Below are 22,496 nucleotides of genomic sequence, written 5' to 3' on the forward strand. Positions count from 1 at the left end.
TCAGATCGCGGCCACCGGCATGGCGGCGCAGCAGATGAAAGTCGATGTTGTGTCCAACAACCTCGCGAACATGTCGACCACGGGCTACAACCCACGCCGCGCAGATTTTGCCGATCTCACCTATCAGCAGATGGCACGCCCAGGCAGCGTCACTGCCGAAAACGGCGCAATGCTTCCCACCGGCATCCAAATCGGCCTCGGGGTGCGCCCGGCTTCGGTTTCGGTGATTCTGGGCCAGGGTCCGTTGGAGCCGACGGGTGCTGACCTCGATCTCGCAATCGACGGCAACGGTTACATCGAGGTGACGCTGCCATCAGGCGCATCGGCTTATTCTCGCGACGGCGCACTAAAGCGGTCTGCTGACGGGCAGATCGTCACCTCAGACGGCTACCCTGTTGCCCCGGGGATCACCATCCCATCGGATGCCCGCGGTATCACCATTACCCCAATGGGCGAAGTCTATGCCGATTTCGCGGACCGTGTAGATCCCGAATTGCTGGGAGAGATCACCCTGACATCCTTCATCAATGAAAAGGGTCTTGAGGCAATCGGATCCAACCTTTTCCTTGAAAGTCCTGCCTCGGGCGGGCCGACAACGGGGCAACCGGGGCTCGATGGCCTTGGCACGCTGCGGCAGGGCTATCTTGAGGGTAGCTCAGTTGACGCCGTGCGCGAGGTGACTGAGCTGATCAAGGCGCAGCGCGGGTACGAGTTGAACGCCAAGGTAATCACCGCCGCTGACCAGATGCTATCAGCCACTACGCAGGTGCGCTGATGTGGCGCCTGATTTCGGCGGTGCTGCTGGTCCAGCCCGCATTTGCCGACACCGTGGTTGCCACCCGTACAATCCGCGCCCAGTCGGTGATCGGACCAGAGGATCTGACCATGGTCCAAGCAGAGGTGCCCGGTGCCTTGTCAGATCCCGGGCTGGCACTCGGGCAAGAGGCTCGAGTTACGATCTATGCCGGTCGGCCGGTGCATGCGGCGGACCTTGGTGCTCGGGCATTGATCGATCGCAATCAAGTGGTTCCGCTGATCTACCTTGCGGGTGGGCTGGCGATTTCGACAGAAGGCCGGGCCATGGGGCGCGGCGGCGAGGGCGATGTGATTGCAGTGATCAACCTCGCCTCAAAGACAACGGTCAGCGGTCGGGTTGGTCCGGACGGCGCAGTCTATGTGGGATTGGAGAACTAGAGAGCCATGATGCGCAGCATTTTACTCATCACCTTCGTTCTGGGCGGTTGCGGCAAGCTAAGCCAGGTTGGCCGCGCACCAGAGTTCTCGCCGCTTGCTGGCGGCGATCAGTTCTCGGCGATGTATTCTTCCAACATGCCGGAGGACGTGGTGCCGCAAGGCCTGTCTGACGGATCCTCGCTCTGGGCGGCAGGCACGGATTCGCTGTTCGGTGACCGAAGGGCAGCGCAGCGCGGTGATATCCTGACCGTGGTGATCGAGATCGATGATCAGGCGACGATTTCGAATTCGTCGGGTCGCAGCCGCAGCGGATCGAAGAAATCCGGCCTGCCTGAGTTTTTGGGAATCCCGCAACGGATCGACGAAGCCTTGCCTGATGGCGCAAGCATTGGAAAGGCGTTCGAGTCCGAATCGTCGTCCACGTTCAAAGGCAATGGCAACGTCGCCCGCCAGGAACAGCTGACACTGCGGGTCGCCGCAACAGTTGTGGAGGAACTGCCGAATGGCGTTCTGCGGATCGAAGGTCAGCAGGAGGTGCGGGTGAATTTCGAACTGCGTGAGTTGATCGTCACAGGATATGTGCGCCCGATCGATGTGTCGCGGCAAAACGAAATCACCTATGATAAGATCGCCGGAGCACGCATTTCGTATGGCGGTCGGGGCCAGATTACCGATGTGCAGCAGCCGACCTATGGTCAGCAAGCCGCCGAAATCGTTCTGCCGTTCTGACCGGGATGAAAAAGGTTCTTCCCCTTCTACTGGCGCTTTTGGGCCTTGGCGGCGGTGTCGCGGCCGGCGTCTTCCTGCGACCGGCACCCGAAGATCCGCATGCCGAATCCACTGTGGCCGAAGACGAAGGAGCACAGGAAGAAGCTGCTGACGAGGAGGCGCTTCCGGAATATGTCAAGATGAACAACCAGTTCGTTGTGCCCGTGGTGGAAGACGGGCGCGTACGGGCAATGGTGGTTCTTGCGCTCAGCCTTGAGGTGAGCAATGGCAGCACAGAGGCCACCTATGCGCGCGAGCCAAAACTGCGCGATACCTTCCTTCAAGTCTTGTTCGACCATGCCAACGTTGGTGGTTTCAACGGTTCGTTCACCGATGGTTCCAACCTTGTCATCTTGCGCGAAAGCCTTAAGGAGGCCGCTGTGGTCATCCTCGGGAACGTAGTCACCGACGTCCTGATCACCGATATCGCCCGCCAGGATGGATGACTGCGGCATGGCCCCCATCCGTCAAAAGTGGCGACGCGCCCTCTGCACCGGGAATTCGGCAGTGAAAGTGCTGTAGGTTCGCTGGCGGTTGTGCCCGAATGTGGAACGCCATAGCGGGCGAACTCAGCCCTACTTCAGCCGCTCCACGATCCCCCGAAGTGCTTGCGTTCTGCCAAAAGCGAGCGATGCCGCAGCCTTAGCCTGCATCCATTCCGCGGTTTGACGCGCGATGACGGCGTTCAGCCCGGCCCGCCGAAGATCGGCCCAGCGCTGATAGTTGAGCGCCACCAGGCCTGCTGCGATTGCGGGCAGGTCGGTGGGCGCATCGGATGCTGTCAGCGCGGCAAGCTGCATCTGGCTTTTTTCGCGCGCTGCCGACGCGTGGCGCAGCGCTTGCAACCGGCTGTCGAGGACCAGTTGCGTGATGTCGCCTAAACGGGACAGATCCTTTGACGCACTCATCTCCGTTTCACCCGCTTGCGCATTGCATCGGCAAAGCGGATCGCCGCCGCCACGGTACGATAGTGTTCGGGACGGATCTCTTGGCCGAGATCGACAGACGCGAACATCGCCCGTGCAGTTGGCGGGTCACTGTGAATCGGTACGCCGTGTTCGGCAGCCCGTTCGCGAATGCGCTGAGCAATCTCATCAGTACCTTTCGCCACGCAAATCGGCGCCCGGCCCTGCGCCCGGTCCCATCGCAGGGCAACCGCATAGTGCGTAGGGTTCACCACGATGACATCGGCCTTAGCGACATCCGTCAGCATCCGGTTTGTCGCCACTTCTTGCGCCCGCTGGCGGCGCGAGGCCTTCATGTGCGGATCGCCCTCGCTTTCCTTGAATTCGTCCATCATTTCCTTGCGCGACATTCGGTTGCGCTGTTGGTGAAGGTGTCGTTGCCACAGGAAATCGGCCCCGCCCAACACCAGCGTCACCAGAAAGATGATGGATAGAAACTCCACCGTCAGCCGTGCAAGAAGCGCAGTGGAGAGTAGCGGTTCCAGATAAACACTGGCGAAGATATCTTCGGCCCGATAAGTGAAGTATTTGTAAAGAATGAAGGAAACCAGCAGCAGCTTGACAGTGCTCTTGCCGAACTCAGCCAACCCTTCGGTTCCAAATTTATGCTTCATCGTCGCGATGGGAGAGATCCGCGAGAGTTTTGGCGCCAGCTTGCCAGGTGCCACGACAAAGCCCTTAGTGGCGAAAATCACCAGCAACACGATTGCAATCGGCACCATCAAAGTGGCCATGACCGGCAACGCGAGGGCCAGCATCAAGCCTCCGATCGGGCCGGATGCACTGGTCGAAATCAGCCGTGACAGACTGTCGGACTGGTCAAACAGCACCATAACTGCGGTGCCAGACGTCTCAAATGCCCAAGGTCCGAAGCCGGCAAAGGCGGCCACGAAGCCGGCAAAGCTGGCCGCCGCCAGAAGATCTGCTGATCGAGGAATATCTCCATCCTGACGGGCCTGATCCAGGCGTTGCTGAGACGCGTCATGTTCCTTTTCAGCGCTGTCGCTGTCTTCCTCACTCATGGCGGCACCATGAAGGGCGCAGCCAAATGCGCACCAAAAGCCTGTAACCACACCGCAAGGAGCATCGGCGTCGCGATCATCAGCATGGCAAGCGCCCCCAGAGTCAACGCCGGCGCTCCAACGAAAGAAACCATCAGTTGCGGCATCGCCCGGTTGATCGCCCCCAACGCCAGATTGTAGATCATCGAGGCGATCACGAAGGGAGCAGCGAGGGAGAACGATAGGCTGAATGTCGCAGCCACCAGCGACAGCCCCCAGTCTGCCACATCGGCCGGGTCCGGCAGCGTGCCTTGGGGCAAAATGTCATATGACAGGATCATTAGTTCCGCAGCGCGGACGTGCAGACCCGCGTTAACTGCCAGCGCGAGGCCAGCGACGATAAAGAGGTTGCCGATCGCCGGTTGCGGTTCTGGCGCGGCCCCCGCGAAAAGCTGTGACAAGGTGGTCGCTTGCGCAATGATCGACGCCGCCGTCTGTAGCACGAGCACGAACATCCTGAGCCCGATCCCCAGGATCAGCCCCGCAACCACCTCAACCCCTAGGGCGGCAAAGCCCGGCTCGGCTATCCCCGCCAGCGGCCCTTCGGCAACCACCGGGGCGACGACGGCGGTGAACGCCAGAACGAACGACAGCTTCACCCGTTGCGGCACGGCCTGTTCGCCCAGCGCCGGAAGCAGCGACACCACTGCGCCGACCCGCACAAACACAAGCACGGCCACCCAGAAGAACGACTGGCTAAGGTCAAGCAGTGCAGCCATCTCGGCCATGAGATCGGTCATGCGGGCACCTGACCGAGCAAGGATGGGCGCGCGTCGGATCCGATCTCTTCGTAAGACAAGACCGGCATCTGCAAGCCTTTGGCCTGAACCACTGTGCGCAGGAACCGCCGACGCAAGACCGATGTCACCAACGCAGGGTAGACCCCGGTTTCCGCCGCGCGATTGACCCGCTCCGTCAACCCGTTGGCAAGGCGCGCGAAAAGTTCGGGCGGCAGGGCAATGTCACGCTGACCACGATCGCCGTCGATCTGGTATGTGGCGAAGGCCTTCTCCCAATCCGGCGCAAGCTGGATCAGTGGGATCGACCCGTCCGCCCGCTTCAACTCGGCAACGATCTGAAAGCCGAGCCGTTGGCGCACATGTTCGCAGATCGCTTCCGGTGTGCCCATGTGGCGGGCTTCGGCCACCGCCTCAAGGATGAGTGGTAGGTTGCGGATCGACACGCGCTCCTCCAACAGCAGGCGCAGAACGGCGTGCAGCAGATCAATCGGTACCTTCTCAGGCAGAAGCTCGTCCAGCAGGCGTCGGTTGGCTTCGGAACGGGCCGGGTCAGACAGGCGAACGAATTCATCCAGCAGCCGTCGCAACCCGCGCAGTGTCAGCAGCCGCGACAGATTGGCCTTCAGCACCTCCAACAGATGCGTCGCCAACACCTCGGTTGGCGACACCACGGTCAGTCCCGCCAGCGCCGCTTCTTCCTGCTGATCGGGGCGGATCCAGCGGGCAGCAGCGCCATAGACGGGCTCTTTCACGTCGATCCCCTCGGGCGCCTGAACACCGTCCATCAGCAAGACCAGTACCCGGTCCGGCACCAGCCTATCGGCCACGCACTCCACACCCTGCAGCCGTATCCGGTAGTTGCCGGGCTGCAATGCTGCCTCATCCGTCAGTCGGATTTCGGGCAGGATGAAGCCGAAGGCCGAGGCGATGTGGTTGCGCATATTGGCTATCCGGCTGTCCAGCCCCACTGCGGGATCAAGCGCCATGGCCACCAGATTGGGCGCAAACTCGATATGGATGTCGTCAAAATCCAGCACATCGCCGATGGATTTCGCCCGTACCGGTTCCAAGGTCGGGGGTGACACCACCTCTGAAAGCCTGGCTTTCTTCATCATCGACCAGGCTGCAAATGCAAGTGCCCCAGCCGCGATCATGAAGGGCAGGAAGGGCATCCCAGGCACCAACGCCAGCAACGCCATCAGCGCGGCAACCGTCCCCAAAGCGCCGGGATAGCGGCCAAGCTGGGCAAAGAACGACACATCCGCCGCGCCCTTCTGGCTGCCTTTGGCAAGCAATAGTGCGGCCGCAACCGAGATGATCACTGCCGGAATCTGGCTGACGAGGCCATCACCTACGGTGAGGATCGTGTAAGTCTCAAAAGCGACGGCGGGCTCCATCTCATGGACGAAAATCCCCATGCACAGACCGACGATGATGTTCAGTGCGGTGATCAGTAGGCCGGCAATCGCATCGCCCTTCACGAATTTGGATACCCCGTCCAGCGAGCCGAAAAAGTTTGTCTCGGCCAGTTCCAGTTCCCGTCGACGTTTGGCTTCGGTGTGATCGATGGCCCCGGCAGACATGTCGGCGTCGATCGCCAGCTGGCGGCCCGGCATGCCATCCAACGCAAAACGCGCGCCGACTTCCGCCATCCGGCCGGCACCCTTGGTGATCACGATGAAGTTCACAATCAGCAGCACGATGAAGATCACAAGACCCAGCACCACACTGCCCCCCATGATGAAATTGGCGAAGCCTTCAATCACCTCTCCAGCGGCGTCGGTTCCGGTATGGCCTTGTCCGATGATCAGCTTGGTGGACGAAACGTTGATCGCAAGCCGCAACATCAGCGAGGCGAGCAGGATCGTTGGAAAGGCCGAGAAATCCAGCGGCCGTTCGATAAACAGCGCAATGGTCAGCATCAGGATCGCCAGCGAGAACGACAGCGCAAGGCCCAGATCCAAAAGCCAGGCGGGTACCGGCAGGATCATCATCATGATCACCGCCATCAGCCCAAGTGCCAAAAGGATCGTCGGCTGGTACAGCGATGCGAGCTTGAATTGTCCGCGCATCTTACGGCGCCCCGATCAGGCGAGTGCTGGCATTTCTGGCTGGCACCAGTGACCCAAAGGCGCCCTTCCCTCCGTGCTGGAGTAGCGGAAATCGGTTCAGCCGCTCCACCACTTCCGCCTCGGCAACAAGGACCGCACTGCCATCAAGCGTGGCAAGGGCAGTGTCGAACTTCGCGCGATAGCGGTCGGCGTAATCCGGGGTTCGGGAATGGTAGGCCGCGGCGGCGTCCGACCAGCTTCCGGTTTCACCATAGAGCCGCGCTAGAAAGGATGCAGCGTAAAGCGCGTTCTGCTGGGGATCCAGCATGTCGTCAAGCGAGGCAAAATGCTCCGCATGCCAGCGGTAGTTCAGCTGAAAGCAGCCCAGATCCACGTTGGTTGCGCCAAGATCAAGAGCGGCCTGTGCTTTTCCTGCGGCATCGGCCTTGGTATCGAACCACTGACCGTTGCCGCCCTGATTGATCGTCCATGGCCAAGGCAAACGTTCGCCTTTTCGTGTTTGCCCACTCTCGACAAGTGCGATGGCGAACAGCACGTTGCGGGGAACACCGGTCTGATCTGACGCTTCGGTCGCCGCGGCAAGGCACAGTCCGGATGGGTCAGTCGTACCGTTACCAGGTAGTGCGAGGGCCATTGCGAAAATCGCAGCCAAAAGGCGCGACGGCTGTCTGAAGCGGGTGATTCCCATTCAAGGCTCCTCGCGACGGCGTTCTGCCGACGGTCTTGGGGCGAGCCTAAAGGGCAAATATTGCCAAGGTCTTAGCAGCTCAGGGAACCGATGTCGGATCGACCACCGATCCCAACAGATCTGTGATCCTCTTCCGCGCCTCTGCGCTTGCGTCCACAAGCGCCGCGCCTTGCGCCAGCAATCCGTCGGGCGGCGGCGTGGCAGTCTCAGCCGACACCGCCAGCAACGCAGCATCCTGCCAGGGGCCAACCGCATTGAGAGAAACCGTCGTCCAATCGCGCTCCCAAATGCTGAGCCGAAGTGCCTCCTCCGCAAATCCGGCGGACCGCCAAGCTTCACCAGCCGGCGAGATTTCGCCCAGACGGGTCAAGGCTTTCGCGTAGATCTCAAGTGCGTCGGGAGACTTCAGATCAGACACCAGCGCTCGTGCCGCGCGCGCGTCGCCCCGCGCCAGTTCGGCGCGCGCCGCCAGAAGCCGGACCTCAGGATCCGCATCCGCCGCGATCGCGCCAAGCCAGACAAGCGCCGCGTCCGCAAAGCCAAGATCAGCCAGCCGTCCAGCCATCGCCAGGACGGTTGCGTCGGCGGCCTGCGGGCGGGGCGTTCCTGGCGCGAGCACCGCAACAGTCAGCAGCTGCTCGTCCGTCGCTCGCGCCGCGATCACTTGCCAAAGGTCAGCTTCGGTCTCTGGTGCTTGGTCAAGTGCCAGAAGCGCCTCAGCCGGCTGCCCAGCAAGCGCGAGGGCAAGCACGTGGGCACGCCGAAGCACCAATTCTTTATCCGTGCCCACCGCCTCGGCAAGATACGAGGTAACAGTCGTCAATAGCTCCGGCCCAATCGGCTCCATCTTGCGAAAATTGGCCTCGACCAATGCCGGAGCAGCCTCCATCCCGACGGCACCGCCACCATCTAGAGCTGCCTGTGCCGAAAGCGCCGCATCGCCGGTCCTACCTTCTCCCAAGCCAAGCTGTGCATCCAGAAGATCCGTCGCACCAGCTGGAATGCCGGGCACTCGGGCGGTTGCGTCTCGCACCATCCGGGCAGCATCCACATCTCCGCGCGCCAGAAACCGCTCTGCCAACTTTGGCCCAAGGTATTGACGCAGGTGCGGTGGCAGAGCGGCAAATCCACGAAGTATCGCGGGCACATTTACCCCGCTGCCAGTTGGCAACTGTGCGTAAAGCAGCGCCGACCACAGGGCCGCAGAGGTGTCGCACGTCAACATGCCTCGAAATGGGCTGGACGGGTCTGCGATCCCGTCGATGATGCGCGCCAGACCGGCGTAAAGCTGCAGATCAACGTCTTGCGACGGAGCTTCGATCAGTGCCAGATACTGCAGGGCCTCGGCGCCGAAGCCGAGGAAAAGGTGTTGCCGTACAGTCCGTTTCATGGCCACCTTGTCGGGTACGTCGAACTCTCCGATTAGGCCGGCGCGGGCGTCGGCAATCTGCAGCGCAACCAGCTGGTCGTTCCCCCAGGAGGCAACCGAAAGGCTGGCGTCCGGAATACAGGCGGAACCGTCCGCCAGCATGGAATCCTTTCCCTGCAATTCCGACCCCGCCGCGACGCCCGGCACCTCGCCGATCACGATGCGCGACCATGGAAGAGCCTCGGCACTGACCTCAGCAGTGTTCTCTGTAGCGCCGGATTGCCGAGGTGGCAGCGTCATCTCGATCATGCCTGCAGCTGCGCTGCGACTCAACTCCGCCAGCAAGGCATCGCGAAGCGGATCGAGCGAAACCAGTCCCGTCGGCAGAGGCACGGGCAACCCGGGATTTCCCTTCCTGACGACTGTGGGCGGGGCCACTTCTTCCAGCCAGTCATAGGCTGGGGCCGTGTTCGTTGCCGCGTCCTTTGGTGGCGCTTCAGGGCGCGACACCGGTGATGCGACAAGGGCAGGCTTGGTCGATCCATCAAGGGCCAGCTCGAAAGCCGATCCCTTTGGGGCGGGACCTTCGCGCAGGTCAATCACCACCATTCCAGGGCGAAACTCAAACGGGAAGGCATGACAGGCACAGGCAAGATCCAGCGTCAGCATTCCGTCTTCCGGATTTGCCCAGAGCGCCTTTAGCCGAGTTCGGGGAATCCGGTCCCAGACGCCGGTAAGATCGTAGCGCGGCTGCGTGGCGCCGGTGACTGCCAGAGCATACCCGCTATCCGTACGACCCAGCCGCCAATCGGCGCCGGTCGGAAGCTCGATCACCAAGCGCGTAAAATCTGCGTGCTCGCCCGAGATCACTCTTGCGGTCTGGGCCCGTGCTGAAATCGGGTACAACAGCAAAAGCAGCGTCAGGATCAGCCGTGTCATGCTGCATCCTGCTTCAAGCCGCGCATTGCTTCCTCAAGATCGCTGAAGCCCGGGCGCACATGATGCGGGGTGTTCTGGCGACCCACCTCGATGCAGATGTTGGCAGGGTGCCGGTGCAGATTGGCCACCAGAACCTCACGGATCAGATGGTAGAAATGCGCGTCATCCTCGACCACGGTCTTTACCCTTGCGGCGAATGGACCCATCAGGCCATAGGCCAGAAACACCCCCAGAAACGTGCCGACCAGTGCGCCACCGATCATCTTGCCCAGCACTTCAGGCGGCTGGTCGATGGAGGCCATGGTCTTGATAACCCCCAGAACCGCCGCGACAATGCCAAGGGCAGGCAGTCCATCCGCCACCGTCTGCAAGGCGTGGCTGGAGTGCATGGCATGATGCAGCGTCGCTTCCATGCGCTTGTCGAGCACCTCTTCCACCTGATGCGGATCGTCGTAATTCATCGAAGCGGCGCGCAGCGTGTCGCAGATCAGATCAACCGCTTCGTGGTCATTCTGGATGCGCGGGTACTTGCCAAAGATCGAAGAGCTTTTCGGGTTTTCGACATGTTCCTCTAGCCCCACAGGGTTGGACCGCGACAGTCGGATAAGCTCGAACAGCAGGCACAGCATCTGTTTGTAGTCTTCAGGCTTCCATTTAGGGCCCTTGAAGACCTTGCCAACGTCCTTGATCGTGTGTTTGACCATCGCAAAATCGTTCGAAATCAGGAACGCGCCAACGGCCGCACCGCCGATCATGATCATCTCGAAGGGAAGCGCCTTGAGAATGATCCCGAGCTTGCCACCTGCGGCAACGTAGCCGCCGAAGACCATGATCAATATAACGGCAATGCCGATAAGGCCGAGCATCTGAAACCCCATTCCCCAAGGACTTTGCCCAGTATCCGCGCGACGGGTTAAGACTCTCTGACGATTCGGCGGCAAGTGCGCCGCCGGTCACTCAGTCGGAGCATTGGCATTGCGCCCGGCGACGATCACGCTAATCCCGTAGGCTGCCTCCGATGACATGCCCGACAGAATGGCCCCCGCCGCCTCAGGCTGCATTCGGCCCAGAAAACCTGCGGCGAACTCGGGCGCCATTGTTTCGAACAGCGCCGCGGCATCCTTGGGCTTCATCGCCTGATAGACGGCGATCAACCGTTCGATGTCGGCCTCGGCCGCGCCATCGGCCAAGGCCACAGTGGCGCGCAACTTGTCTTCAAGCGTCTGCATTTCGGCCATTCTTTGCGTAATCGCTTCATCCGCCAGCGCAATTGCAGCAAGCTTGTCCTGCACTGCGGCTTCTTGTGCTACCACCCGGCCTTCGCGCAGGCTCAACGCCTCGGACACTGCAAGGGGGGGCATCGCGCATTCCATCGGTGCGGCGTCTGGTGCGGTATCTTCTGCCGTTGTATCAGTCCGCGCCATAGCGACCCCGATGCCAGACCCAAGTCGCAACGCACCAGAGCATGCCAGAAGCATCGCCACGATGAACAGCGTACCGCGCCCGGACCGGCGCTTGCCGCTCATTCCGCGGCCTCCAGCGAGTCGCGCTGCGTGCGTCGGCGAACAAAGCGTAACCGCCTGTCGCTTTCCCCGGTCCCGTCCTCGACACCCTGTTCTGGCACGGAGACTGGGCCTGACACTGGCGCAACGGCTGCTGCCGGCTGCGCGGGCGTGGCTTCGGGCAGGTCGTGCAGCGATGCCACCAGCAGTTCCAGCCGCTTGGCCACCGCCTCACCACGCGCCGTCAACGCCTCAAGGCTGGAGGCCGAGCCGTTCGCCGCGCCTCGAGCCTGTTCTAGGGCCACGGTCATGTCATCCACCTGCGCGGAGAGCACCGCAATCGCCCCGCCCATTCCGGTTTCCAGGGTGGTGAATTGCTTGAGCCGCGCGGAAAGCACATAGCAATAGATCGCCGCCCCAAAGGAGCCTGCAACCATCAGAATATCAGCAATCAGTTCCATCCCGCCCCCGTTCAGTTCAAGACGAATTCGGTGATCAGCAGATCGCGCACGCGCCCCTCACCCGTCACAATCTGGATTCGCCGCAGCATCTGCGCGCGCAGTCTGGCCATCGCGCTCGGATCCTCGATCGATGAGCTGTCGATCGCGCGCAAGTAGCTGTTCAGCACATCAAGGATGCGTGGCGACAACTGGGTCACATCGGCGACAGCGCTATCCACCACCTCCACTTGCGCCGAAAAGCGCAGGTATTTGCTGCCCGCGTCGGGGCCAAGCGAGATGACCATCGGCTCCAGCGGCACAAACGCAATGCCAGTTAGCGGACCGGGAGCGTCGTGGCTTTTGGCCGCCTCCGTGTGGCCGAACAACAGGCCGGTGTAGGTGGCATAAAACCCGCCCCCACCCAAAACCAGCGCCAGCAAGACGCCGATCACAAGCGGCAGTTTCGACCGCTTCTTTTGGGTCTGATCAAGAGTTGCTTCTGCCATCGCCACGCCGGACCTCCGTCTTTGCCAACACGGTGAAGATAAGCCGAAGGTCACTAACCGATTGTTAAGACGCGTGCCTCATTCCTGTGATCACCGGCAGAAGCCCACGCAACGGAGTGTTGCCTTGCAAAACCTGATCGACATCTGGCTTTCGATGAACATGCGCCGCCGACTGATCATGGTGGGCGCCACTGTCGCGATGTTTGCCGCCGTTCTTGGCCTCAGCCGCATCGCCGGCAGCCCGGACATGGTGTTGCTGTATGCGGGCCTCGAACCGGCCTCCGCTGGTGAAATCATCACAGCCCTGGATCAGCGCGGTGTTCCCTACAATGTGTCTGGCGATTCGATCTATGTAGACGTGAACCAGCGCGACAGTCTGCGCATGGCGCTGGCCTCCGAAGGCCTGCCGACGGCGGGTGGCGGCGGGTACGAACTGCTGGATGCGCTGTCCGGCTTTGGTACCACGTCGCAGATGTTCGACGCCGCCTATTGGCGCGCCAAGGAAGGTGAGCTTGCCCGCACCATCCTTGCGATGCCTGAGGTCAGGGCCGCTCGGGTCCACATCGCCCGTGCGCCGGCACGCGCCTTTCAGGCTGAGGAACTGGCGACCGCTTCGGTCACGCTGACCACCACCTCCGGCCGTCTTGGCGAGGCGCAGGCGCGGGCGATCCGGCATCTGGTGGCAAGCGCCATTTCCAGCATGAAGCCCGATGACGTGCAGATCATCGATACGGTGGGCGGACTGATCGGTGGGCAGGACGACAGCCCGTTTGAGGGCACCGATGCCGCCGAACGCGCTGCCGCAATCAAAGGCAATGTGGAAAGGTTGCTGGCTGCGCGCGTCGGTCCTGGCAAGGCCGTGGTCGAAGTGTCGGTCGACCTGATCTCGGAAAGCGAATCGATCACCGAGCATACTTTCGATCCGCAGGGGCGCGTGGCGATCTCGTCGGAAACCCAGGAGAAATCTGGTTCCAGCACCGAACCGGGTGGCGATGTTACGGTCGCATCAAACCTGCCGCAGGGTGACGCCGGGGCCGGGGCCGCTGGCAAAACCGAGAACACCGAAACACGAGAGCTGGTGAACTACGAAGTATCCGAGACCAAGCGCGAAGTGTTGCGCAATCCCGGATCGATTCGCCGTTTGACCGTGGCGGTGATGGTGGATGGGGAGGCGACCCTGGCAGCCGACGGCACCCGCACTTGGGCGCCGCGCGCCGAGGAGGAACTTGCAACCTTGCGCGAACTGGTGGGTTCGGCCGTTGGGCTGGACGAGGCGCGTGGTGATGTCCTGACCCTGAAATCCCTTGAGTTTCAGGAGATTGCGGTTGAAGGAACAGAGGCCACGACCAGCTTGTTCCCGCCCGTGGGGTCCATCGACATCATGACCATGATTCAGACCGGCGTTCTGGCGCTGGTGGCGTTGGTGCTTGGCATCTTCGTCATTCGCCCGATCCTAACCTCAACTGGCGCACTGCGGTCCCTGCCACCGCCGGAACCGCAACTGGCCCTTCCGGGCAACGGCAGCTTTGCCTCCGCCGCGCTGACCGGCGAAGTGGAAACCGGTTATCCGATGGCGTCCCTCGGCGGCATTTCGACCTATGGCGACGATCCGGAGGAGGAGGCCGGCAACGATCCCGCCGCCCGCCTGCGCCGACTGATCGAAAAACGGCAGACCGAATCTATCGAAATCCTGCGCGGCTGGATGGAACATGAAGAGGAGCGTGCCTGATGGGTCTTCTGCGCCTGGAGGTCTTTGATACCGAAACGGCCCCCGACGGGACCGAACTGCCGCTGGTGCAGGCCAGCGCGCTTGAAGATGCCAAGATCGCTTCGTTCGAGCAGGGCTACACCGCCGGCTGGGATGACGCGACCGCGGCCCAGTCTGGCGATCAGACCCGCATCCGGGCGGATCTGGCGCGCAATCTGCAAACCCTGTCCTTCACCTATCAGGAAGCGCGCAATCACGTGCTGCAGGCGATCCGCCCGCTGATCATCGAAATGACCAGCCGCCTGTTGCCGGAAATGGCGCGTGAGGCGTTGGCACCGACCGTCCTCGAAACGCTGATGCCGATGGCTGATGAAATGGCCGACACACCATTGACGCTGGTGCTGAACCCGGCGGTCCGCGCGCAAGTGGAATCGCTCTTGGAACAGGCAACCGGTCTGCCGATGACCATCGAAGAAGAACCCTCGCTTAGCGAAGGGCAAGTCTACATCCGTTTTGGCACGGTCGAGACCAAGGTCGATCTTGCCCAAGCCACTGCCGAAATTGCAAACGCGGTCCGCGCCTTCTTCAGCGTGACCCAAGAGGAGACAGCGCATGGATGATCTGACAGACGCCAACCCGTTCAGCCAGGTACCGATCGAAGTGACCATTTCTGTCGGCAAGGCGCGCCCGATGGTGAAGGACCTCCTGCGCCTTAGCAAGGATGCGGTGCTGCAACTGGATCGCCGGGTGGATGACCCGGTGGAGCTTTATGTCGGTGATCGTCTGATCGCCCGGGGTGAGCTGACCGAACTGGAGGGCGATCTGGCTGGGCAGCTTGCAGTGCGTTTGACCGAGGTAGCCAACTTGCGGGGCGGGTTGTGAAACTGACTTGCGCATGTGTGGCGCTGCTGTTGCTGGCCAGCCCGGCCATGGCGCAAGAGCTGTCGCTGAACATCGGGCCGGAAGGGTCGCTGTCGCTGAGGTCAGTGCAACTGCTGCTGTTGATCACGGTCCTCAGCATCGTGCCGGGGCTGGCGGTCATGGTGACCTGCTTTCCGTTCATCGTGACAGTGCTGTCGATCCTGCGTCAGGCAATCGGCCTGCAGCAGGCACCACCAAACATGCTGATCATCAGCCTGGCGATGTTCCTGACCTGGTACGTGATGGACCCGGTATTCACCAAGGCCTGGGTTGATGGCATTGAACCTTTGACCAGTGGCCGGATGGAACTTGCCCCAGCCCTGCAGGCAACGATCGCGCCGTTCCGCGAATTCATGTTGCTGCGGGTGGACCCCGACACGATCCAGACACTGCGCGACCTTCGCCCCCCGCTGACGGGTGCGCCAACTGAAACGCCGCTGTCATTGCTCATCCCGTCTTTCCTGCTCTCGGAAATCCAGCGCGCCTTCGAGATCGGCTTTCTGATTTTTCTGCCGTTTCTGATCATCGATCTTGTCGTTGCTGCAATCCTGATGTCGATGGGTATGATGATGGTGCCGCCGGCGGTGGTGTCACTGCCGTTCAAGCTGGTGTTTTTCGTGGTTGCCGATGGCTGGGCGCTGATCTCCGGTGCGCTGGTGCGCAGCTACTTCTGACCGCCGATTGGCGTTGCGACCACCCACCATCCCGGATTTTCCCGTTGCAGCATTCGGACTGCGATGTCGGCATCAGCTACAGTGCCAAACAGGCCAAAGCAGGTGGCGCCAGACCCCGACATCCGCGCCAGATAACAGCTGGTTTGTGCGGCAAGGCCCGCAAGCACCGCGCTGATGACGGGGGCAAGTCCAATGGCCGGAGCTTCCAGATCATTGCGCTGGGACGTCAAAAACGCCGCAAAATCTGCCACCGTCGCCCAAGCCGGAATAGTCGGCGGCATCGGCGCGTTGTCCTTTGCCGACAGCGCCCGAAACACCTCAGGGGTCGCGACGCTGACACCGGGGTTCACCAATACCAGCCACACCGCTGGCAGCGCAGGCACCGCTGTCAGACCCTCGCCCACCCCCGTCATCCGCACCGGCACGCCCTGCACGCATACCGGCACATCCGCGCCCAAGGCCAACACGTCCGCGGCCGTGGGCAAGGCCCGCCCGGTCAGCCGCGCCATCGCCCGCAAAGTCGCAGCCGCATCTGCCGACCCGCCACCGATGCCCGAAGACACCGGCAGAACCTTGTCCAGCACCACCGCCACGCCACCGCCCATCACGCACGCCGCCCGCAACACCAGATTGTCGTCTTGCACCGGCAGCTTGGCGGCCTGCGACCCGGTTATATGCAAGGAAAGGTCCGGCGCGCGCTGCACGGTGACCCGGTCCCCGACCCCGGCAAAGACCACCAGACTGTCCAACAGATGATACCCGTCCGCCCGGCGGCCCGTTACATGCAGCGTCAGGTTGATCTTTGCAGGCGCGAATTCAGTGACCGTCTCAGTCACCATTCGTGACGGCTTCCTCAGCCGGTGGGGCGCTGGCTTCCTCGGCCATCACCGCGTCCAGGCCGATCTCCAGCTTGCGGCGGATCCGGGTGGCTTCAGCCTCCAGCGGCCCGAACGACAGTGCCCGGTGCCACTGGAACCGCGCCTCAAGCGTGCGGCCAACGGCCCAGTACACATCTCCCAGATGGTCCGTAACCACCGGATCGACCGGCTCCAGCACCGAGGCGCGCTCCATCGGCTCCAGCGCCTCCTCATAGCGGCCGAGCCGGAACAGCGCCCAGGCAAGGCTGTCGATGATGTAACCAGCGTCCGGCTCGGCAGCGACGGCGCGCTGGATCATACCCAGCGCTTCATCCAGCTTTTCGCCCCGGTCAACCAGACCATAGCCAAGATAGTTCAACACCTGCGGCTGATCCGGGTTAAGCGCCAACGCCGCGCGGAAATCGCTTTCCGCGGCGGCCCAATCCTTGCTTTGTTCGTGGCTGATGCCACGGTAAAAATAAAGAATCCAATGCTCCGGCTTCACGTCTTTCAACAGACCAAGGGCGGCGGTATAGGCAAGCTCAGCCTCGTCAAACCGCTTTTCTGTGCGCAACACATCGCCCAGCGCCGATTGCACCATCACCAGATCGCCATGGCTGCGCGCCAGTGTCTGCAATGCCTCAAGGGCCGCATCCGCCTTGCCCTGCGCCATAAGTGCCCCGGCGCGGCCGATCTCGGCGGTGACGAACGCCGGGTCTTCGGGCAGGAACAGCGCATAGGTCGCCACTGCCAGATCATGCTGGCCCAGCGTTTCAAGCACATCGGCCGACAGCAGCCGCGCATCCGTGTGATCCGGGCGCAGGTAGGTGGCGATCCGGCTATGCAGCAGCGTGTAGACCGGGTCTGCATCGCCGTTCAGCGCGGTCGACACAGAAAAGAACACTTCCGCAATGCCGTCACGCGCGGTCTTCACCGTATCGAACGGAATCGGCTCGCCCGCCTTCAATCGGGCGCGCAGGGCATCGACCATCGGGTCAGGCTCGCTGCCGAAAGAACGGTCCAAAAGCGCCAGCGCATCGGCATTCCGCTCCAGCTGGCTCAGGATCTGCGCATGGGCAAAAACGCCGCGCCGCATCACATAGATCGGCCCCGACGAACGGCCCGACAAAATCTCGTCCGCCCCCTCGAAGTCGCCAACCGACGCCAGCGCCAGCGCCTTGTGGTACAGGCCGAACGCCTCCAGCCCCTTGGTCGCTGCCATCGCATCAAACAACGCCAGCGCGTCCGACATCTTGCCCTCGCCAAGCGTGGCCCAGGCGGTCACCAGATCTTCCAGCAGCTGCCCCAGATCACGGCCATCCTTGCTGCCCGCCAGCAGCGCCGCGTAATCCTCGCGCTGTGCGGCTTCGGCCAGCACCACAAATTCGGCAAGCTGGCTTTTTGCGCCCAGCTCTTTCAACCGCTTGGCGGCAACCGAGGCCGATTCAAAATCGCCCATCCCGATGTCGGCCAGCAGCGCGCCTTCCACAAGCCGCGGATTGTTCACGTCGGCCTCAATCGCCTTGGCATACCATTGCGCCGCCGATTGGAAATCATTCTCGGATTCCGCAACCCGCGCCGCCAGATAGGCCCCGGTATTCTGGACCTCCTCGGCCAACAACGGGCCGATGCTCAGCGCCGTGCCAAGCGCAAATGCCGTTAAGGTGCGAAAGACAGATGTCGGCATGTGGCCTCTCCGATGCGGATCTTGCGCAAAGCTAGCTGTCCCATCGCGCCGAAGCAATGCGGGCCGGCGTTTCCAGACCCCCGACCCGCCAATTGCCATACAAGCTTGCGTGAAGCGCCTACATATTTGGGTAGTTCGGGCCGCCCCCGCCCATCGGCGTGGTCCAGTTGATGTTCTGGCTCGGGTCTTTGATGTCGCAGGTCTTGCAATGCACGCAGTTCTGAAAGTTGATCTGGAACCGCGCGTCCTGCCCTTCGCCGATCACTTCATACACCCCGGCCGGGCAATAGCGTTGCGCGGGTTCAGCATACATAGGCAGGTTCACCAGTATGGGAATCGACTTGTCCTTCAGCACCAGATGCGCGGGCTGATGCTCATCATGGTTGGTGAAACTGTAGGCCACATTGGTCAGCCGGTCGAACGACAGCACGCCGTCCGGTTTGGGATAGTCGATCGGCTTGAAATCCTTCGCCAGCCCCGTCGCCGCCGCATCGGATTTGCCGTGCTTCAGTGTCCCAAAGATCGTGAAGCCGGCCGTATTCGCCCACATGTCGATGCCGCCGCCCATCAGGCTGGCCACCAGGCCATAGCGTGACCACAAAGGCTTGACGTTGCGCACGCGTCGCAGGTCGCGCCCGATGGCCCCGCCGCGCACTTCGGCCTCATAGGCCGACAATTCGTCGCCCATCCGGCCATCGATGATCGCCGCATGCGCCGCTTCGGCTGCCGCCTTGCCCGACAGCATGGCATTGTGGTTGCCCTTGATGCGCGGCACGTTCACCAGCCCCGCTGTGCAACCCAGCAGTGCCACGCCCGGCGCCACCATCTTCGGGATCGACTGCCAGCCGCCCTCGCTGATTGCCCGCGCGCCATAGGCCACGCGTTTGCCGCCCTTCAAAAGCTCCGCCACCATCGGGTGATGCTTGAAGCGCTGGAACTCCATGTAAGGGTAAAGATGCGGGTTCTTGTAGTTCAAGTGCACCACAAAACCCACGTAGACCTGATTGTTCTCAAGATGATAGATGAACGACCCGCCGCCCGCGTTCTTGCCCAGCGGCCAGCCCATCGTATGGGTCACCGTGCCCAGCTTGTGCTTGGCGGGGTCAATCTCCCAGATTTCCTTCATGCCAAGGCCGAACTTCTGCGGATCCTTGCCCTTCGACAGGTCGTACTTCTCGATCACCTGCTTGGCCAAACTGCCCCGCACGCCCTCGCTCAGGAACACGTACTTGCCCAGAAGCTCCATCCCTGGCTCGTAGTTCGGCCCCGGCTCACGGGTGTCCGGGTCCAGCCCGAATTCACCAGCCACCACGCCGGCCACCCGGTCGCCGTCGAACACCAGTTCACTGCACGACATACCGGGGAAAATCTCGACGCCCAGCCCCTCGGCCACACCCGCCATCCAGCGGCAGACATTTGCCATGCTGACGATGTAGTTGCCGTGATTGCTCATCAGTGGCGGCATCGGCCAGTTCGGGATGCGGACCTTGCCCGCCTCACCCAGAATGTAGAAGTTGTCGGTCACGACCGGCGTCTTGATCGGCGCGTCCATGCTCTGCCACTCTGGCAACAGCGCGTCCAGACCCGCAGGGTCTAGCACCGCACCTGACAGGATATGCGCGCCGACCTCCGACCCTTTTTCCAGCACGACAACCGTCCGCTCCGGGTCAAGTTGCTTCAGCCGGATCGCAGCGGACAGTCCCGCAGGCCCCGCCCCCACGATCACAACGTCATATTCCATCTTCTCGCGCTGGATTGCCGTCATCGCCTGTCCTTCCCTCGCAGCCGCCACATGCCTTGAAATGCAGGCAGTTTGCGGCCCTTCCCTTGCCCCAAGGCAGACCCAAGGTCAACCGTGACGCAACATCACAACCTTGCCTGCCAGACCCGGTGCAAGAATCTTGCCCGGTGGCGACAGACCGCCACCCGTGCGCGGCATACCCCTTGCATTTGCACCCTCCTTACGATCAGGTGAAGCGGAAACGAGCCTGAAGTCATGGTCCGACACCCGGTCCGTGACTTCTTATTTTGACGTGGAAGGCCGATGGAAAAGATTCCGATGACCCGGCGTGGCTTTAACGCGCTGGACGAAGAACTGAAACGTCTGAAGACCGTCGACCGGCCCGCAATCATCCGCGATATTGCCGAAGCGCGCGAGCATGGCGATTTGTCGGAAAACGCCGAGTATCACGCCGCCCGAGAGAAGCAGAGCTTCATCGAAGGCCGGATAAAGGAGCTTGAGGGCCTGCTGTCACTGGCCGAAGTGATTGATCCGTCCCGGTTTTCCGGGTCGATCAAGTTTGGCGCCACTGTCCAGCTGACCGACGAAGACACCGGCGAAGCAAAGACCTACCAGATCGTCGGCGAAAGTGAGGCTGATATCGAAAATGGTCTGCTGAACATTCGCTCACCTCTTGCCCGCGCCTTGATCGGCAAGGACGAGGGCGACAGCATAGACGTAAAGACCCCCGGAGGAATCCGGTCTTATGAAATCCTGTCGATCCGATATGTCTGAACCGGGACCTGCCCGATGACCCTGCAGAAAGACCCACGCAAGGAGATGTCCGCCGTTCCCGGCCCACTTGCCCCTGCTTCGGCCACCCCTGCTGCCATTTCAGGCGGACGCGGGATGGAACTGGTCGCAACCATCCTCAGCTTTTGCTGGGTCATCTCGATCCTGATTTATGTGCTGATCTCGCCCCCTGGCAATGATGCACAGACCCTTGGTCTGGTTCTTACGCTGCTGATGGTTTTCCTGCCGCTGGCGCTGATCTGGGTCGTGGTCATCACCCTGCGATCGGTACGCGAATTGCGCGCCGAGGCCGGTCGTTTGCAACTGGCCGTCGATGCAATGCGCGCCAGCTATGTGCAAACCCAGATGCAGCCGCAGTCGGGTGGCATGAAACCTTCGGTGGAACGCAAGATCGACGAGATCGCCGCCGCCACCAAGCAGGCGGAATCGGTTCTTGCCACCTTCTCCACCCGCCGCGATGCTTCGCAGACCGTGCCCTCCGCCGACCGCAAGGCCGCCCTCGCCGCTCCGCAACCCGAGCCTGAGGCCGAACAACCCGCCCTTGCCCTTGGCACCCCGGCCGAGGATTTGCGCGCGCCGCTGTCGGTGTCAGACTTCATCCGCGCGATGCAGTTTCCCGAAAGCCCGGACGACAAGGAAGGTTTCCGCGCCCTGCGCCTTGCGCTGGAAGACCGCGCCGTGGCCAAGCTGATCCGCGCCGCGCAAGACGTGCTGACCCTGCTCAGCCAGGAGGGCATCTACATGGATGACCTCAAGCCGGAACTGTCGCGCCCCGAGCTTTGGCGCCGCTTTGCTGGCGGTGAACGCGGGCGTACCATTGCTGGCCTTGGTGGTATCCGCGACCGGTCATGCCTGGCGCTGACCGCCGCGCGGATGCGCGAAGACCCGGTCTTCCGCGACGCCGCCCACCATTTTCTGCGCACCTTCGACAAGACCTTCGCGACATTCGAGCCTAACGCCACCGACAGCGAACTTGCCGATATGGCCGACACCCGCACCGCACGGGCTTTCATGTTGTTCGGTCGCGTGACGGGAACCTTCGACTGAGTTCGACGTTTTGTTGCTACCGTAAGGTGCGGACGGTTTTTCCTGGCATTCGGTCAGGCACGGAAGATCATCCTGATCTTCGCCACTGACATCGCCGGGGGATGAAACAGCATTCCGAATCTCTTATGTTCAACGCAGATCACCAGCCACCGCAAGAACCCCAGTGAGGACTCCATGGCCGTTCGCATCAACGACATCGCCCCCGATTTCACCGCCGACAGCACGGCAGGCCAGATCAAGTTTCATGACTGGCTGGGCACCAGCTACGGCATCATTTTCAGCCACCCGCGGGATTTCACCCCGGTCTGCACTACCGAATTCGGGGCCGTGGCGCAACTGGCCGCCGAATGGGCCAAACGCAACACCAAGGTGATCGGCATTTCCGTCGACGGCGTCTCCGACCATGAAAAGTGGAAGCGTGACATCGAGGCATTTGGCGGTGCGCCGGCCAATTTCCCGATCATCGACGATACCTCGCTGACCGTGGCCAAAGCCTACGACATGCTGCCCGCCGAATACTACCTGCCGACCGAAGGCCGCACGCCTGCCAATACGGCTACCGTGCGCACCGTCTACATCATCGGGCCGGACAAGAAGGTTCGCCTGACGATGACCTACCCGATGTCGGTGGGGCGCAACTTTGCTGAAATCCTGCGCGCGCTGGACGCCATCCAGATGACCGACGGCGTGCCGCTGGCCACGCCTGCAAACTGGGTGCCTGGGCAGGATGTAATCGTGGCGCTGGCGCTGAACAACGATCAGGCGAAGGAACGCTTCGGCGATCTGGACATCCGTCTGCCCTACCTGCGGTTCGCCAAGGCCCCC

At 62.0% G+C, this 22,496-nt stretch carries 24 protein-coding genes; 11 read left to right on the top strand and 13 right to left on the bottom strand.

What is annotated here, in order from left to right; translation table 11 throughout:
* From flgG to RMO18_RS07110, 4 genes are all read left to right on the top strand, one after another.
* Positions 1-775 (top strand): flagellar basal-body rod protein FlgG (gene flgG / locus RMO18_RS07095; RefSeq protein ID WP_309664834.1); only part of this gene is annotated, 775 nt, incomplete at its 5' end.
* Positions 775-1,194: a flagellar basal body P-ring formation chaperone FlgA gene (flgA, locus tag RMO18_RS07100; protein WP_309664836.1), complete on the top strand. Its 420-nt coding sequence runs from the start codon at positions 775-777 to the stop codon at positions 1,192-1,194. The genes flgG and flgA, both read left to right, overlap by 1 nt.
* A 9-nt stretch (positions 1,195-1,203) precedes the next feature.
* Positions 1,204-1,923, top strand: a complete 720-nt coding sequence (flgH, locus tag RMO18_RS07105; protein ID WP_309664863.1) for a flagellar basal body L-ring protein FlgH — start codon at positions 1,204-1,206, stop codon at positions 1,921-1,923.
* Between the two features lie 5 nt (positions 1,924-1,928).
* Complete coding sequence (locus RMO18_RS07110; RefSeq protein WP_309664838.1) at positions 1,929-2,408, top strand: flagellar basal body-associated FliL family protein; 480 nt, start codon at positions 1,929-1,931, stop codon at positions 2,406-2,408.
* A gap of 129 nt (positions 2,409-2,537) precedes the next feature.
* On the opposite strand, the gene RMO18_RS07115 is transcribed toward RMO18_RS07110, so the two are convergent.
* The 10 genes from RMO18_RS07115 to fliL all read right to left on the bottom strand — a co-directional run bounded on the left by RMO18_RS07115 (position 2,538) and on the right by fliL (position 12,244).
* Complete coding sequence (locus tag RMO18_RS07115) at positions 2,538-2,870, bottom strand: hypothetical protein (protein ID WP_309664839.1); 333 nt, start codon at positions 2,868-2,870, stop codon at positions 2,538-2,540.
* The gene (locus RMO18_RS07120; protein WP_309664840.1) at positions 2,867-3,949 is read right to left on the bottom strand and encodes a flagellar type III secretion system protein FlhB; all 1,083 of its coding nucleotides are present in this window, start codon (positions 3,947-3,949) and stop codon (positions 2,867-2,869) included. Before RMO18_RS07120 ends, RMO18_RS07115 begins: the two co-directional genes overlap by 4 nt.
* Positions 3,946-4,728 carry a flagellar biosynthetic protein FliR gene (locus RMO18_RS07125; RefSeq protein WP_309664842.1) on the bottom strand — a complete coding sequence of 261 codons (783 nt, stop codon included), beginning with the start codon at positions 4,726-4,728 and terminating at the stop codon, positions 3,946-3,948. Before RMO18_RS07125 ends, RMO18_RS07120 begins: the two co-directional genes overlap by 4 nt.
* Positions 4,725-6,800, bottom strand: coding sequence for a flagellar biosynthesis protein FlhA (gene flhA / locus RMO18_RS07130; RefSeq protein ID WP_309664844.1), 2,076 nt, complete (start codon positions 6,798-6,800; stop codon positions 4,725-4,727). Before flhA ends, RMO18_RS07125 begins: the two co-directional genes overlap by 4 nt.
* Before the next feature lies 1 nt (position 6,801).
* Positions 6,802-7,488 (bottom strand): lytic transglycosylase domain-containing protein, encoded by a 687-nt coding sequence (locus RMO18_RS07135; protein WP_309664846.1) that lies wholly within the window; start codon positions 7,486-7,488, stop codon positions 6,802-6,804.
* 79 nt (positions 7,489-7,567) lie between these two features.
* Positions 7,568-9,796, bottom strand: coding sequence for a hypothetical protein (locus tag RMO18_RS07140; protein WP_309664847.1), 2,229 nt, complete (start codon positions 9,794-9,796; stop codon positions 7,568-7,570).
* Positions 9,793-10,662: a flagellar motor stator protein MotA gene (gene motA / locus RMO18_RS07145; protein WP_309664848.1), complete on the bottom strand. Its 870-nt coding sequence runs from the start codon at positions 10,660-10,662 to the stop codon at positions 9,793-9,795. Before motA ends, RMO18_RS07140 begins: the two co-directional genes overlap by 4 nt.
* Before the next feature lie 87 nt (positions 10,663-10,749).
* Positions 10,750-11,322, bottom strand: coding sequence for a hypothetical protein (locus tag RMO18_RS07150; RefSeq protein ID WP_309664849.1), 573 nt, complete (start codon positions 11,320-11,322; stop codon positions 10,750-10,752).
* Positions 11,319-11,759 carry a hypothetical protein gene (locus RMO18_RS07155; protein ID WP_309664851.1) on the bottom strand — a complete coding sequence of 147 codons (441 nt, stop codon included), beginning with the start codon at positions 11,757-11,759 and terminating at the stop codon, positions 11,319-11,321. Before RMO18_RS07155 ends, RMO18_RS07150 begins: the two co-directional genes overlap by 4 nt.
* Before the next feature lie 11 nt (positions 11,760-11,770).
* On the bottom strand, positions 11,771-12,244 hold the full coding sequence (gene fliL, locus RMO18_RS07160; protein ID WP_309664852.1) for a flagellar basal body-associated FliL family protein: 474 nt from the start codon (positions 12,242-12,244) through the stop codon (positions 11,771-11,773).
* A gap of 154 nt (positions 12,245-12,398) precedes the next feature.
* Here fliL and fliF point away from each other — a divergent pair, with 154 nt between their 5' ends.
* From fliF to fliP, 4 genes are read left to right on the top strand one after another with little or no spacing between them, the layout of a single operon-like run.
* Positions 12,399-13,973: a flagellar basal-body MS-ring/collar protein FliF gene (fliF, locus tag RMO18_RS07165; protein WP_405054022.1), complete on the top strand. Its 1,575-nt coding sequence runs from the start codon at positions 12,399-12,401 to the stop codon at positions 13,971-13,973.
* Positions 13,973-14,572 carry a flagellar biosynthesis protein gene (locus tag RMO18_RS07170; protein WP_309664855.1) on the top strand — a complete coding sequence of 200 codons (600 nt, stop codon included), beginning with the start codon at positions 13,973-13,975 and terminating at the stop codon, positions 14,570-14,572. The genes fliF and RMO18_RS07170 overlap by 1 nt, the downstream gene beginning before the upstream one ends.
* Positions 14,565-14,834: a FliM/FliN family flagellar motor switch protein gene (locus RMO18_RS07175; RefSeq protein WP_309664856.1), complete on the top strand. Its 270-nt coding sequence runs from the start codon at positions 14,565-14,567 to the stop codon at positions 14,832-14,834. The genes RMO18_RS07170 and RMO18_RS07175 overlap by 8 nt, the downstream gene beginning before the upstream one ends.
* Positions 14,835-14,836: 2 nt before the next feature.
* Positions 14,837-15,547 carry a flagellar type III secretion system pore protein FliP gene (gene fliP, locus RMO18_RS07180; protein ID WP_405054023.1) on the top strand — a complete coding sequence of 237 codons (711 nt, stop codon included), beginning with the start codon at positions 14,837-14,839 and terminating at the stop codon, positions 15,545-15,547.
* Here the strand turns inward: fliP and RMO18_RS07185 are convergent.
* The 3 genes from RMO18_RS07185 to RMO18_RS07195 form a co-directional block, all read right to left on the bottom strand.
* On the bottom strand, positions 15,538-16,386 hold the full coding sequence (locus RMO18_RS07185; RefSeq protein ID WP_309664857.1) for a 4-(cytidine 5'-diphospho)-2-C-methyl-D-erythritol kinase: 849 nt from the start codon (positions 16,384-16,386) through the stop codon (positions 15,538-15,540). The genes fliP and RMO18_RS07185 overlap by 10 nt on opposite strands.
* Positions 16,376-18,091: a tetratricopeptide repeat protein gene (locus RMO18_RS07190; RefSeq protein WP_309664858.1), complete on the bottom strand. Its 1,716-nt coding sequence runs from the start codon at positions 18,089-18,091 to the stop codon at positions 16,376-16,378. The genes RMO18_RS07185 and RMO18_RS07190 overlap by 11 nt, the downstream gene beginning before the upstream one ends.
* 118 nt (positions 18,092-18,209) lie before the next feature.
* Complete coding sequence (locus tag RMO18_RS07195; RefSeq protein WP_309664859.1) at positions 18,210-19,856, bottom strand: electron transfer flavoprotein-ubiquinone oxidoreductase; 1,647 nt, start codon at positions 19,854-19,856, stop codon at positions 18,210-18,212.
* Between the two features lie 279 nt (positions 19,857-20,135).
* Here RMO18_RS07195 and greA point away from each other — a divergent pair, with 279 nt between their 5' ends.
* The 3 genes from greA to RMO18_RS07210 all read left to right on the top strand — a co-directional run.
* Entirely contained in the window at positions 20,136-20,606 is a 471-nt protein-coding gene (greA, locus tag RMO18_RS07200; RefSeq protein ID WP_309664860.1) for a transcription elongation factor GreA, read from the top strand.
* Positions 20,607-20,621: 15 nt separating this feature from the next.
* On the top strand, positions 20,622-21,671 hold the full coding sequence (locus RMO18_RS07205) for a hypothetical protein (RefSeq protein WP_309664861.1): 1,050 nt from the start codon (positions 20,622-20,624) through the stop codon (positions 21,669-21,671).
* 174 nt (positions 21,672-21,845) lie between these two features.
* Positions 21,846-22,496, top strand: a 651-nt coding sequence (locus RMO18_RS07210; RefSeq protein ID WP_309664862.1) for a peroxiredoxin, incomplete at its 3' end; no start/stop codon positions are given.

The organism is Tabrizicola sp. (assembly GCF_031377265.1).
GTDB lineage: Bacteria > Pseudomonadota > Alphaproteobacteria > Rhodobacterales > Rhodobacteraceae > JAUYQR01.